Source organism: Pseudomonas sp. 18175 (assembly GCF_050432925.1).
Taxonomy (GTDB): Bacteria; Pseudomonadota; Gammaproteobacteria; order Pseudomonadales; family Pseudomonadaceae; genus Aquipseudomonas.
The window spans coordinates 66405-79996 of record NZ_JBKFTO010000027.1; the positions used below are offsets into that span (position 1 = coordinate 66405).

Genomic DNA, 13592 nt, shown 5'->3' on the forward strand with positions numbered 1-13592 from the left:
CTTTTTTATTCCAGGACCGTGACCGGCATCCCCACAGCCAACTGGCCGATGCCATCGTTGACCAGGTTCTGGCCGAACATCACATCGCCGTCCTGTTCGCGATAGGTCTTGAGCGTCGCCAGGGGTTCGCGGTCGGCCGTGCGCTCGCCAGTGGCCGGGTCGATGGTGGTGAGGATGCAGCGTGAACAGGACTTGACCACGCGAAACTCCACGTCGCCAATGCGCACGCGTTTCCAGCCGTCCTCGGCAAAGGCATCACTGCCTTCAATCACCAGGTTGGGACGAAAACGCAGCATCTCCATGGGCCGGCCAATGCGCTGGGACAGGTCGTCCAGGGAAGCCTGGCCGATCAGCAGCAAGGGGAAGCCATCGGCAAAACCGACTTTGTCGTCGTCGTTGCCAAAACCAGCCTCGGTGCTGCGGGCGCGTTCCACCGGCACTTGCACCAGGCGCGTCGGCTTGCCGATAAAGTCGCTGACCCAGGCGGCGGCCGCATCGCCGGCGTCCGGCACGCGCAAGGTGTCACGCCAGATGGTCACGCCGCGCAACTGGGCATCGCTGCCGGGCAGGGTCACGTCCAGCGGCCCATGGCCCGGGGAACTGAGGGTCAGGCCGCCGTTGCTGTTCCACAGCGCCGACAGTTGGCTCATCTTCGCCACCGCACGCTGGGTGAGGAAACGCCCGCTGGCCTCGTCCACCAGCATCCAGCGTCGATCACCGCAAAGCCCCAGTTTGTCCAGGCCGATCTGCTGCAAGGCCTCGGCCTTGCCGGACTTCAAGGGGTAACGGTACAACGCGCTGAGACGAAGCATGGGCCTGCATTCCTGAGGGTTAAAGATGCCACCCTAAGGTCAAGCAGGCACTTCGTCCAGCATCAGGCGTTCACGCACCACGTCCACCAGCTTGTCCGGCTGGAACTTGGAGAGGAAGTTGTCGCAGCCGACCTTCTTCACCATCGAGTCGTTGAAGCTGCCCGACAGCGAGGTGTGCAGTACCACGTAAAGCCCACGCAGGCGCGGGTCGTTGCGGATCTCGGTGGTGAGGCGGTAGCCGTCCATCTCAGGCATTTCGGCGTCGGTGAACACCATCAGCAGCTTGTCGGTCATCACCACGCCGCTGTCGGCCCAAGCCTTGAGCATGTTCAATGCCTTGAGGCCGTCGCTGGCGATGTGCATCTTCAGCCCAAGCTGGCCGAGGGTGCCACGCAGTTGCGACAGGGCGACGTTGGAGTCGTCCACCAACAGCACTTCACGACCACGGGCACGTTCCAGCACCGGGTCTTCGAGTTTTTCGCGGGAAACCTTGGCGTTGTACGGCACGATTTCAGCCAGGACTTTTTCCACGTCGATGATTTCCACCAACTGGTCGTCGACCTTGCTGATGGCCGTCAGGTAATGCTGGCGGCCGGCGCTGGTCGGCGGCGGCAGGATGGCTTCCCAGTTCATGTTGACGATGCGATCAACGCCACCCACCAGGAACGCCTGCACCGAGCGGTTGTACTCGGTGACGATAATGGTGCTGTTGGGGCCTGGCACCAGTGGGCGCATGCCGATGGCTTGGGACAGGTCGATCACCGGCAGGGTCTGGCCACGCAGGTTGACCACGCCGCACACGAACGGGTGGCGCTGGGGCATTAGGGTCAATTTGGGCAGTTGCAGCACTTCCTGCACCTTGAACACGTTGATCGCGAACAGCTGCCGCCCGGCCAGACGAAACATGAGGATCTCCAGGCGATTCTCACCGACCAGTTGCGTGCGTTGATCTACCGTGTCGAGAATGCCGGCCATTAAAAGCTCCTGATGCGCTAAGGGGTTGTGCTGCTTACTAAAATACGTGCGTTCTGAGGCAACGCGGCGTCTTTGAGTGCTTCGCGAGCAAGCTCGCTCCTACAGGTGTTTATCGGCGGCGAGCGCCAGATCTTGACCCCCGTAAAATGCCACGCAAACTCGTTGATGTCACACTGACATCATGCTTTACTGCTCAGGCCTCTCCATATGGCAGTGCAGCAACGTTGCGCGACACTCAAACCGACGCAAGGTTCCGCTATATAAGGGATTCCCCTATGCACAATCAGGCCCAACCTGATATTCGCAATATCTAATAGCCATTAATGTGACGCCATTCTCATTGCATGAATGGAGTCAGGCTTTTGTTTGCCATACCAAGCCCCCAGCCCGCGGGCCTTTCAGACCTTGATATGACGGCAACTGAAGTTGTGCAATGGACCCTGCTTGCGAGGGCCGCGCAACGTCGTCGCCTTTACTCTAATAAACGTCCTACTGAATTATCAGAAGCCCCCTACAGATTTCAGTCATATTTCAGCGCTAGTTTTAAGCCATTCACCCGGTGCGGCATCTCATCACCCGACCTTACGTTGTGGAGACTTGCATGATGAACAGCGCAATTGAATGGCAAACCACACTTCCCGAGTTCTTGCTTGAAGCTGAAATGTTGCTGGCCAAGTCGGAGGAGTGTTTGAACCACCTGCACCTGATCCGCGATGACAGTGACGCGATCGACTGCATGAAAACCAGTTTGGCCAGGCTGGCCGAAAAAGCCGACACCCTGGCCCTGCAGGCCATCAGCGAGTTTTCCCGGCATATCCAGTACCTGATCGCCAATGCCGCCAGCCCCTTGCAGTTGCATGACCAGGCGCTGGATGCACTGCATGCCTGCCTGTCACTGTTGGCATGGCAATTGGAACTGATCGATACCCGCACCGGCGAACTGGGGATGGATGACAGCGAGCAAGCGACGTTGATTGCAACTGTCACGCTGCAAATCCCACAGAAAGATTTCAGTTCAAAGCCGCAGCAACGAATACACCACGCGTCTTCTTGAGTGGATATCAGGTCGCATTCCAATCATGGCTTATCTGAAAGCGACACAAGCAACTAACCCGCTGCGACTCAGTTACGCCGGCAAAGATATCAATTAGCCATTAACCACAATAACGATACAAACGCCGCCAAACAATACAACTCCCCCTTTGATGAACTCTGGGATTACCGCCCGGGGCATTTGTGTGATGAATAAACCCGTCCAGGCACGGCGCCAGGCGACCAACGGTAATAGTGGTGGTACTATTGCCCCGCTCGAAGTGACTCAACTTCATCATGCATAAAACCGATTCGATAACGCATTCCAAACAGAGCCCCGTCAGCCGCCGTGACCGCTCTTCCCGCAGCGAACCTTCATTGGCTCCCTCCGCTATGTACGCCAACCTCAAGACACTCATCGCAAGGTCCGCGTCCCGCAGCAATGCCCGCCGTCTCGTCCTCGCCCTGTGCGTTGGCTCGCTGCTGCTGAGCCTGTGGGCCTACAGCTTTTGCGCAGTCTTGCCGTTGTTGGTGCTGCTGAACCTGGCCACCCTGGTGGTGGTGGGCCTGCAACAATGGCGCTCACGCAAAGCCATCCGGTTCCAGCCCCAGGAGTTGGCCGACCGCCTGCTGCAAGTGCAGGAAAACGAACGCCATCGCCTAAGCCGTGAACTGCACGACGACATCGGCCAATTGCTCACCGCCGCCAAGCTGCAAAGTGAATGGCTCAAGCGCCGCCTGCCGCAGGAACTGCAAGCCCAATGCAGCGTGCTGGGCAGCACTCTCGATGAGACCCTGGCCAAGGTGCGCGACGTGTCGGCCATCCTCAACCCCCGGCAACTCGCCAGCCTGGGCTTGGAAGCCAGCCTGCGTGCGCACCTGCTCAAAACCCTGGAAAACACCCCCATCCACTGGAGCCTGGAATGCCAGCAACGGCTCACCGGCATCCCCGAGGAAGTGGCCGTGGCGGCTTTTCGCGTCACCCAGGAAGCGGTGACCAACATGCTCCGCCATGCCCAGGCACACAACCTGCTGGTACGCCTGCAACGCCTGCCCGAAGGCCTGTCGCTGATGGTGTGTGATGACGGCCAGGGGTTTTCGCCCGCCCTCAATCCCGGACGGGAGGGTCAGCGTGGCATGGCCGGGATGTCTGAGCGGGTCGACCAGCTGGGGGGCACGCTGTCCGTCAGCAGCCAACCTGGCGAAGGCACGCGCATCGACGCACTTTTCCCCTGGGCGCCCCGCGCCCTCGAACGGGCCAGTGCCCCTAAGGCTCCCGAGTGACCTGCACATTACTCTTGGTGGATGACCACGCATTGATCAGGGCCGGCGTGCGTGCACTGGTCCAGGACATTCCTGGTTATACGGTGATTGGCGAAGCCAGCGACGGCGCGCAATTGCTGGAGCAATTCAGCGCGTTGCAACCCGATATCGTGCTGCTGGACCTGTCAATGAAGCACACCGGCGGCCTGGACGCCTTGCAGCAGCTCAAGCGCACCTATCCCAAGAGCCGCGTGCTGATCCTGTCGATGCACACCGACCCCGAGTTGATCATGCGCGCACTGGAATCCGGCGCCCACGGCTACCTGCTCAAGGACACCACCGCCAACGAGCTTGAACACGCGCTGCTGGCCTTGCGCAACAACGAACGCTACCTGAGCCCCGCCATCGCCCACACCGTGATCAACCAGGCGCTGGTACGCAGCCAGGGGCCGACCACGCCCGCAGGCCATAGCCATAACCTTACGGCGCGCCAGTTGGAGATCCTGCGGCTGATCGTGCGGGGCAAGTCCACCCGTGAGATCGCCCACGGCCTGGGCCTGAGCATCAAGACCGTAGAGGCTCACCGCTCGCAAATCATGAAGCGCCTGCAAATTTTCGACGTGGCGGGCCTGGTGCTATTTGCGGTGCGCGAGCAAATCATCAGCCTGGACGACTAAGGGCGAATCCACCGGCAGGTGCACCCGCAGGGCCTTGGGCAGCGCGGCGAAACGCAAGTCATCGCCCTTGAGGGGCTCACCATCGAGGTTGATGTACAACCCTTCGGCCACTTTGATCTCCACCCACGGCAGCCGTGCACGCACGAACAAGTTATCCATGCCGCCGTCGGTCATCAGTGTGCGCAACGTACCCACGACCTCCTGAGGTGCCGGCAGAATGCTGATGTCCAGCAAACCGTCGTCGGCCATGGCGCCTGGGCACAGCACATGCCCACCGCCCGCCTGGCGCCCGTTGCCGATACCCAGCGCGAGCAGCTCGCCCTTCCAGTGGAAATCCGGGCCTTCCAGCTCGCCATAGGCGGCTTTCAACTCGCTAAAGCGCGTGAGCCCAGTGAACAGGTAGGCGGCGCCTCCCAGCACTTTCTTCAAGTCTTCGGAGGTATTGGCGGTGACCTGGCTGCCAAATCCGCCGGTGGCCATGTTGAGGAAGACCTGCCCCCCGGCCTGCCCCAGATCGATCGCCCGGGCCGGCACATCCAGCAGCGCCAGGGCCGGGGCCGGCTCCAGCGGCACACCGGCGGCGCGGGCGAAGTCATTCGCGGTGCCCAGGGGCATCAGCACCAGGCTGGCATCGGTCTTGGCCTGGGCCATGGCCTCTGCCACATCGCGCAGGGTGCCGTCGCCGCCACCGGCAATGATGTGGGTATAGCCCGCATCCAGGGCTTCGTTGACCAGCCGCTGGGCATCGCCGCCCTCCCAGGTCACCCGTACCGCCAGCTCCCAGCCCAGCTCCCGCCTGGCCTGCACGGCGGTGCGCACGTCCTCGTTGAGGGCTTGCTTGCCGTGAAGGATCAACAGGGCCTTGGGGGTGGTCATAGGTGGGTTACTCCTGGATTCAAAGATGCTTGAAGGATGTGGACCGCCAGTGAGAGGTAAAAGGTCGTGGGGCTGGAAAATAATTCTCTGAAGAGTAGAGATACAAATGTGGGAGCGGGCTTGCTCGCGAAAGCGGTGACTCAGTCGCCTTATCTGGTGACTGACACTGCGCCTTCGCGAGCAAGCCCGCTCCCACATTTTGATCAGGGTACAACCTGGGATCAGCCCTTGTGCAACTTGCTCATCAACTGCGCCTCAGCCTGGGTCAGGCCGCACGACTGGGTCAGCTCATCCACCGTCGCGCCCATGCCCACCAGCTTCGCCGCCTGGGCAAATGACAGGCTGGACGGGTCACGCTGCTCAATCTGCGCCAGCTTATCGGGCAACGGCGCGAGAATGGCGCGCAGTTCATGCACCTCATCCCCGACCTTCACCGCACTTTGCTGGTAGTGATCGACACGCTTGACCAACTCCAACACACGCCGATCACGCACAGCGTCGCGCTCGGCCTGTTGCAAGGCCAATTCGCGCTGCTGGCGCATGTAGCGCAGCACAAATGCCAGCGTCCCGGCCCACAGCAGGGCCAGGACAATTACCACAGCTTCAAGAAACAATCAGATGTTCTCCAGATCCGACCATTCTTCTTCGCTCATCATCTTGTCCAGCTCAACCAGAATCAGCAGTTCGCCGTTCTTGTTGCACACGCCCTGGATGAACTTGGCGGATTCTTCATTACCCACGTTCGGCGCGGTTTCCACTTCCGATTGGCGCAGGTAAACCACTTCGGCCACGCTGTCGACCATGATCCCGACCACTTGCTTGTCGGCTTCGATGATGACGATACGGGTGTTGTCGTTGACTTCGGTCGGTACCAGGCCAAAACGCTGGCGGGTGTCGATCACAGTCACCACGTTGCCGCGCAGGTTGATGATACCCAACACGTAGCTTGGCGCACCCGGTACCGGAGCGATTTCGGTGTAGCGCAGCACTTCCTGCACGCGCATCACGTTGATGCCATAGGACTCGTTGTCCAGTTTGAAGGTCACCCATTGCAGGATCGGATCATCCAAACCTTGTGCGGACGCTGACTTGTTCATACCCCTGACCCCTTCAAATGCCGTTTACGTACGGCGTGTGTGCTTCATTGGCCGTACTTGCGCACGGCTCTATTGTTCAATCAACTGTGTTTGTTCTGTGGCATCGACTTGACGGCCCCGCTGGCGATCAACTCGGCCAGTTCGGCGACGTCCAGCAACGCGCACATATGTTCGATCACGGTGCCCGCCAGCCAAGGCCGCTGGCCCCGGTGGCTGCGCCATTTGATTTCGTTCGGGTCCAGGCGCAACGAGCGGCTGACTTGATGCACCGCCAACCCCCACTCGTAGCCCTGCACCGAGATCACGTACTGCAAGCCCTGGCGGAAGTCGTCGCGGTAACGGTCGGGCATCACCCAACGCGCGGTATCGAGGACTTTGAGGTTACCCGCCTGGCTGGGCAGGATGCCGAGGAACCATTCCGGTTGCCCGAACAGTGGCGTCAGCTCCTGGCCCTCCAAGGAGTAAATCGAACCCAGGCACACCAGCGGCACCGCCAGGGTCAGCCCGGCGACGTCGAACAGCAGGCATTCGAACGGCTCGGCGGCCCATGCCGGGCGATCATCACCGGTCACTGGCGGCGGCGTGATGCTCGGCGGGCGGTGCACTTCCACCACCGGCTCGACCACTGCCGGCGCTACGATCACCGGCGCAACCGGCACCACCACCGGTGCAACGATCGACACCACTTTCGCATCGCGGGCTTGCTCTTCGAGCACAGCCAGCTGGAACTCATCCAGGGCAGCGACCGGTTCAAGCACCAGGATCGGCTCAGGCAGTTCTTCTGCGGTCGCGTCCTGGAGCAACGCATCCAGATAGGATTCCAGTGCCAGTTGGGGCCGGGTCTTGAATTCGATGGGCCGGTTCATTACGCCACCTGCGCCACAAGCTGCTGGGACAGCAGGTGTTTGAGTAATGCGCGGTAGGCGAGCACACCACGGCTTTTCGGGTCGAACTGCGACGGCGCAAGGCCGGCGCGGCTGGCGTCACGCAGGCGCGTGTCCACCGGGATGTAGCCGTTCCAGATCGTCTCGGGATAGGCGTCGCGCAATACGCGCAGGGTGCCGAGGGACGCCTGGGTACGGCGGTCGAACAAGGTCGGCACGATGCTGTACGCCAGCGCCTGCTTGCGCGAACGGTTGATCATCGCCAGGGTGCTGACCATCCGCTCCAGGCCTTTGACCGCCAGGTGCTCGGTCTGTACCGGGATCACCAACTGCTGGCTGGCCGCCAAGGCGTTGACCATCAGCACACCCAACAACGGTGGGCTGTCGATGATCGCGTAGTCGAAGTCCTGCCACAGTTGCGCCAGGGTCTTGGCGATGACCAGGCCCAGCCCGCTCTGCCCCGGCGACTGGCGCTCAAGGGTGGCCAGGGCGGTACTGGACGGCAGCAGGGAAATGCTTTCGTTGCTGGTGGGCAGCAGCAGTTGCCCCGGCAGGTCCGCCGGTACGCTGCCCTTGTGCAGGAACAGGTCGTAGTTGCTGTGTTCCAGCGCATCCGGGTCATAGCCGAAATAGCTGGTCATGGAACCGTGGGGGTCCAGGTCCACCACGACCACGCGCTTGCCCGCCTCGGCCAGCAAGCCAGCGAGGGCGATGGAGGTGGTGGTCTTGCCGACCCCACCTTTTTGATTGGCAACTGCCCAGACTCTCATTCGGTTGGTTCCTCCCGGCGGGCACAGGCGCGACCGAGACATTGCATTAGGTTATTGAGCCGGTGACGGAGTATTGACGGTGCCCTGACGAACCGGCGGCTTTGCAGGAGCCGGTGCAGTTTGTGTGCCAGCACGCTTCAAGGCCGCGTCCGGTGTTGCATTGGCGGTGCCGGTGCCAGTCAGGCTGCGGCGTACATCCAGATTGCGCGACACCACCAGCACGACCCTGCGGTTCTTCGCACGGCCTTCCACCGTGGCGTTATTGGCCACCGGCTGGAACTCGCCATACCCCACCGAGGCCAGGCGCCCGGGGTTTACACCCTGCATCGCGAGCATGCGCACAATGCTTGAGGCGCGTGCCGAGGACAGTTCCCAGTTGGTCGGGTACTGCGCAGTGCTGATGGGGAAATTGTCGGTAAAGCCTTCGACGTGGATCGGGTTCTCGAACGGCCGCAAGATCGCCGCCACCTTGTCGATGATGGTGAACGCCTGGTCGCTGGGCAGCGCGTCGGCACTGGCGAACAACAGGCTGGAATTGAGCTCGATCTCTACCCACAACTCATTGCCGCGCACGGTCATCTGGTTGGAGCTGATCAGGTCGCCAAACGCGGCACTGATGTCATCGGCGATGCTTTTGAGCGGGTCGCTGGTGCCGCCCACGCCAGCGGCAGTTTCATCGCTGTCGTTGACCAACGGCTTGGCCGGGGTGACGGTCTTGGGCCGTTCTTCGCCGATGGGGATCGGCTTGAGGGCGCGGTCAGCGTCGTTGAACACCCCGATCAGCGCCTGGGAAATGACCTTGTACTTGCCTTCGTTGATCGACGAGATGGAGTACATCACCACGAAAAACGCGAACAGCAAGGTGATGAAGTCCGCATAGGACACCAGCCACCGTTCGTGGTTGACGTGTTCTTCAGGCTCGCGACGGCGACGGCTCACAGGCAGTTCCCCCCACAATACACACCCCCTGTAGGAGCGAGCTTGCTCGCGAAAAACCCACAGACACTGCGATCTTCCAGGATACCCGCGTTATCGTTGACGATTTTCGCGAGCAAGCTCGCTCCTACAGGGATGGTCATACGCATCAATCCATGAAGCCCTGGAGCTTCAATTCGATGGAGCGCGGGTTCTCGCCCTCAGCAATCGACAAGATGCCTTCGAGCAGCATCTCGCGATAACGCGACTGGCGCATGGCAATCGACTTGAGCTTGCTGGCCACCGGCAACAACACCAGGTTGGCACTGGCCACGCCGTAAATGGTGGCAACAAACGCCACGGCAATACCGCTGCCCAATTGCGAAGGGTCGGCCAGGTTGCCCATCACGTGGATCAGGCCCATCACCGCACCGATGATGCCGATGGTCGGCGCGTAGCCGCCCATGCTTTCAAACACTTTTGCCGCGTTGATATCGCGGCTTTCCTGGGTGTAGAAGTCCACTTCCAGGATGCTGCGGATCGCTTCCGGCTCGGCGCCGTCCACCAGCAATTGCAGGCCTTTGCGCGCATAGCTGTCGGGTTCGGCATCGGCCACGCCTTCCAGGCCCAGCAGGCCTTCCTTGCGGGCGGTGAGACTCCAGTTGACCACGCGATCGATACCGCCGGCCAGGTCCACGCGCGGCGGAAAAATGATCCAGACCGCAATCTGCATGGCGCGTTTGAACGAACTCAGGGGCGACTGCAACAACGCCGCGCCCACGGTGCCACCGATCACGATCAGCGCCGCCGGGCCGTTGGCCAGGGCACCCAAGTGGCCGCCTTCGAGGTAGTTGCCGCCAATGATCGCGACAAACGCCATGATGATGCCGATCAGGCTCAAGACATCCATCAGAGGCAGGCCTCCACCAGATGCTTGCCGATGTCGTCCAGGCTGTAGATGGCGTCAGCCAGGTCTGCCTTGACGATGGCCATGGGCATGCCATAGATCACGCAGCTGGCTTCGTCCTGGGCCCAGATCGCGCTGCCGCCCTGCTTGAGCAGGCGCGCGCCTTCACGGCCGTCGGCGCCCATGCCGGTGAGGACCACCGCCAGAACTTTGTCACCGTAGGACTTGGCTGCCGAACCGAAGGTGATATCCACACATGGCTTGTAGTTCAGGCGCTCATCGCCCGGCAGGATTTTGATCGCGCCACGGCCATCTACCATCATCTGCTTGCCACCCGGGGCCAGCAGCGCCAGGCCAGGACGCAGCATGTCGCCATCCTCGGCTTCCTTGACGCTGATGCGGCACAGCTTGTCCAGGCGTTCGGCGAAGGCCTTGGTGAACGCGGCAGGCATGTGCTGGATCAGCACGATCGGCGCCGGGAAGTTGGCCGGCAACTGGGTCAGCACACGTTGCAGGGCAACCGGGCCGCCCGTGGACGTACCAATAGCCACCAGCTTATAGGCTTTGCGTTTCGGCGCAGGCGAGTGAGCCGCCGCCGGAGCCGCCGCGCGAACAGGCGCCACAGCTGGGCGTGCAACCGGCGCGGGGGCCGGGCGACCGAACGATGACGTCGGTGCAGCAACCGGAGCAGGTGTCGGTGCGGGTGCTGGCGTGCTGAACAGGCTGCGACGGTTACTGCGGGAAATGCTGTGGACTTTCTCGCACAGCAGTTGCTTGACCTTCTCGGGGTTGCGCGAGATGTCTTCGAAATTCTTCGGCAGGAAGTCCACCGCGCCGGCGTCCAGCGCATCCAGGGTGACCCGGGCGCCTTCGTGGGTCAGCGAGGAGAACATCAATACCGGGGTTGGGCAGCGTTGCATGATGTGCCGAACTGCCGTGATGCCATCCATCATCGGCATCTCGTAGTCCATGGTGATCACGTCCGGTTTCAACGCAATGGCTTGATCAATCGCCTCTTTACCGTTGGTGGCCGTACCGACCACCTGGATGCTTGGATCGGCGGAAAGAATTTCCGAGACGCGGCGGCGGAAGAAACCCGAATCGTCCACCACCAGGACCTTGACTGCCATAAACACTCCGTTAGGCGGGGCGGGCAAACCGCCCTACCCCACCAGAATCAAATACGCCGAGCGGCGTAACGCTTGAGCATGCTCGGAACATCGAGAATCAGCGCGATCCGACCGTCACCGGTGATGGTCGCACCCGACATGCCCGGGGTTCCCTGCAGCATTTTGCCCAAAGGCTTGATGACCACTTCTTCCTGGCCAACCAACTGGTCAACAACAAAGCCGATGCGCTGGGTGCCCACGGAGAGAATCACCACATGGCCTTCGCGCTGCTCTTCATGCTTGGCCGAAGCCACCAGCCAGCGCTTGAGGTAGAACAGTGGCAACGCCTTGTCGCGCACGATCACCACTTCCTGGCCGTCCACCACGTTGGTGCGCGACAGGTCGAGGTGGAAGATCTCGTTGACGTTGACCAACGGGAAAGCGAACGCCTGGTTGCCCAGCATCACCATCAGGGTCGGCATGATCGCCAAGGTCAACGGCACCTTGATCACGATCTTCGAGCCCTGGCCCTTGGTCGAGTAGATATTGATCGAGCCGTTGAGCTGGCTGATCTTGGTCTTCACCACGTCCATGCCCACGCCACGGCCCGACACGTCGGAGATCTCGGTCTTGGTCGAGAAGCCAGGGGCGAAGATCAGGTTGTAGCACTCGGTGTCGGTCAGGCGGTCGGCGGCGTCCTTGTCCATCACGCCACGCTTGACTGCAATATTGCGCAAGATGGTCGGGTCCATGCCTTTGCCGTCATCGGTAATCGACAGCAGGATGTGGTCACCTTCTTGCTCCGCCGCCAGGATCACTTTGCCGCCACGGGATTTACCCGAGGCTTCGCGTTCTTCCGGGGTTTCCACGCCGTGGTCGACGGCGTTGCGTACCAAGTGGACCAGCGGGTCGGCCAGAGCCTCGACAAGGTTTTTGTCGAGGTCGGTTTCTTCGCCCACCAGTTCCAGGTTGATCTCTTTCTTGAGCTGGCGCGCCAGGTCACGAACCAGGCGTGGGAAGCGGCCGAAGACTTTCTTGATCGGCTGCATCCGGGTTTTCATCACGGCGGTTTGCAGGTCGGCAGTCACCACGTCGAGGTTCGACACGGCCTTTTGCATCGCTTCATCGCCACTGCTCAAACCCAGGCGTACCAGGCGGTTACGCACCAGCACCAGTTCGCCGACCATGTTCATGATGTCGTCCAGGCGCGCGGTATCAACCCGCACGGTGGTTTCGGCTTCACTGGCAGGTTTTTCCGCGACCGGTGCCGCAGCCGCTGCACGTGCTGGAGCCGGAGCGGCAGCTGGAGCAACCGGGGCTGGAGCGGGCTTGGCGGCGGCAGGCTTGGCGGCAACTGGTGCAGCCGTGGCCACCGCAGCGGCCGGGGCTACTTCGGTGAACTTGCCTTTGCCGTGCAATTCGTCCAGCAGGGACTCGAATTCGTGATCGGAGATCAGCCCGTCGCCCGCAGGTTCTGCAACAGCAGGTGCAGCGGCAGTGGCGGCGACCGCAGGCAAAGCATCGGCCACAAAGGTGCCCTTGCCGTGCAGTTGGTCGAGCAACGCTTCGAATTCGTCGTCGGTGATGTCGGTGCTGGCGCTGGCAGCCGGGGCTTCCACGACAGCGGCCGGTGGCACGGCGTCGGCAGCGAACTGGCCTTTGCCGTGCAACTGGTCGAGCAGGGATTCAAATTCTGCGTCGGTAATGTCTTCGCTGGTCGGCGCGGCCACGGGAGCAACGGCTGGCGCTTCTGCCTCGGCCTTGACGGCACTGAGGGAGTTGAGCAGCTGTTCGAACTCGTGATCAGTCACATCCGGCTGCGCCTCAACCACAGGCTCCGCCACCGCTTCGACCGCAGGCGCAGCCGAGGTGTCGGCCGGCTCGGCATAACGTGCCAGGGCGGCCAGCAGTTGCGGGGTAGCCGCCGTGATCGGGGCACGTTCGCGTACTTCGCTGAACATGCCATTGACCGCATCCAGTGCTTCGAGAATCACGTCCATCAATTCCGAATCGACGTGACGCTCACCCTTGCGCAGGATGTCGAACACGTTCTCGGCGATGTGGCAGCACTCCACCAGCTCATGGAGCTGGAGGAAGCCGGCGCCCCCTTTTACAGTGTGAAAACCGCGAAAAATTGCATTGAGCAGGTTCGCATCATCCGGTCGGCTTTCCAGCTCGACCAGTTGCTCGGACAACTGCTCTAAAATTTCGCCGGCCTCTACAAGGAAATCCTGAAGGATTTCTTCATCGGCGCCGAAGCTCATGTGGGTGCTCC

General features: G+C 61.5%; 14 protein-coding genes. 3 read left to right on the forward strand and 11 right to left on the reverse strand.

Translation table 11 applies throughout. The annotated features are described in order from the left end of the window. Window positions 1-5: 5 nt before the first annotated feature. A complete protein-coding gene (locus tag ACLD1Y_RS27060; RefSeq protein WP_429480769.1) occupies window positions 6-812 on the reverse strand; it encodes an MOSC domain-containing protein in 807 nt (268 codons plus the stop codon). 39 nt (window positions 813-851) lie between these two features. Beyond that, entirely contained in the window at window positions 852-1787 is a 936-nt protein-coding gene (locus ACLD1Y_RS27065; protein WP_017735246.1) for a chemotaxis protein CheV, read from the reverse strand. Between the two features lie 601 nt (window positions 1788-2388). On the opposite strand from ACLD1Y_RS27065, the gene ACLD1Y_RS27070 reads away from it, so the two are divergent. The 3 genes from ACLD1Y_RS27070 to ACLD1Y_RS27080 all read left to right on the forward strand — a co-directional run bounded on the left by ACLD1Y_RS27070 (window position 2389) and on the right by ACLD1Y_RS27080 (window position 4759). Further along, complete coding sequence (locus ACLD1Y_RS27070) at window positions 2389-2841, forward strand: hypothetical protein (RefSeq protein ID WP_429480770.1); 453 nt, start codon at window positions 2389-2391, stop codon at window positions 2839-2841. A 371-nt stretch (window positions 2842-3212) separates the two neighbouring features. After that, entirely contained in the window at window positions 3213-4103 is an 891-nt protein-coding gene (locus ACLD1Y_RS27075) for a sensor histidine kinase (protein ID WP_429480788.1), read from the forward strand. Continuing rightward, complete coding sequence (locus ACLD1Y_RS27080) at window positions 4100-4759, forward strand: response regulator (protein WP_429480771.1); 660 nt, start codon at window positions 4100-4102, stop codon at window positions 4757-4759. The genes ACLD1Y_RS27075 and ACLD1Y_RS27080 overlap by 4 nt, the downstream gene beginning before the upstream one ends. Here the strand turns inward: ACLD1Y_RS27080 and yegS are convergent. The 9 genes from yegS to ACLD1Y_RS27125 all read right to left on the reverse strand — a co-directional run bounded on the left by yegS (window position 4718) and on the right by ACLD1Y_RS27125 (window position 13581). Continuing rightward, window positions 4718-5635 carry a lipid kinase YegS gene (gene yegS / locus ACLD1Y_RS27085; protein ID WP_429480772.1) on the reverse strand — a complete coding sequence of 306 codons (918 nt, stop codon included), beginning with the start codon at window positions 5633-5635 and terminating at the stop codon, window positions 4718-4720. The genes ACLD1Y_RS27080 and yegS overlap by 42 nt on opposite strands. A gap of 221 nt (window positions 5636-5856) precedes the next feature. Continuing rightward, window positions 5857-6249, reverse strand: a complete 393-nt coding sequence (locus tag ACLD1Y_RS27090; RefSeq protein ID WP_429480773.1) for a DUF2802 domain-containing protein — start codon at window positions 6247-6249, stop codon at window positions 5857-5859. Next, the gene (locus ACLD1Y_RS27095; RefSeq protein WP_003236843.1) at window positions 6250-6732 is read right to left on the reverse strand and encodes a chemotaxis protein CheW; all 483 of its coding nucleotides are present in this window, start codon (window positions 6730-6732) and stop codon (window positions 6250-6252) included. Between the two features lie 80 nt (window positions 6733-6812). Then, window positions 6813-7598: a CheW domain-containing protein gene (locus ACLD1Y_RS27100; RefSeq protein WP_429480774.1), complete on the reverse strand. Its 786-nt coding sequence runs from the start codon at window positions 7596-7598 to the stop codon at window positions 6813-6815. Continuing rightward, window positions 7598-8386 carry a ParA family protein gene (locus tag ACLD1Y_RS27105; protein WP_429480775.1) on the reverse strand — a complete coding sequence of 263 codons (789 nt, stop codon included), beginning with the start codon at window positions 8384-8386 and terminating at the stop codon, window positions 7598-7600. Before ACLD1Y_RS27105 ends, ACLD1Y_RS27100 begins: the two co-directional genes overlap by 1 nt. 51 nt (window positions 8387-8437) lie before the next feature. Then, window positions 8438-9325 (reverse strand): flagellar motor protein MotD, encoded by an 888-nt coding sequence (motD, locus tag ACLD1Y_RS27110; protein WP_429480776.1) that lies wholly within the window; start codon window positions 9323-9325, stop codon window positions 8438-8440. A gap of 145 nt (window positions 9326-9470) precedes the next feature. Next, window positions 9471-10211, reverse strand: coding sequence for a flagellar motor protein (locus ACLD1Y_RS27115; protein ID WP_429480777.1), 741 nt, complete (start codon window positions 10209-10211; stop codon window positions 9471-9473). Further along, window positions 10211-11338 (reverse strand): protein-glutamate methylesterase/protein-glutamine glutaminase, encoded by a 1128-nt coding sequence (locus ACLD1Y_RS27120; RefSeq protein ID WP_429480778.1) that lies wholly within the window; start codon window positions 11336-11338, stop codon window positions 10211-10213. Before ACLD1Y_RS27120 ends, ACLD1Y_RS27115 begins: the two co-directional genes overlap by 1 nt. A 47-nt stretch (window positions 11339-11385) precedes the next feature. Then, entirely contained in the window at window positions 11386-13581 is a 2196-nt protein-coding gene (locus ACLD1Y_RS27125) for a chemotaxis protein CheA (protein WP_429480779.1), read from the reverse strand. Window positions 13582-13592: the final 11 nt, after the last annotated feature.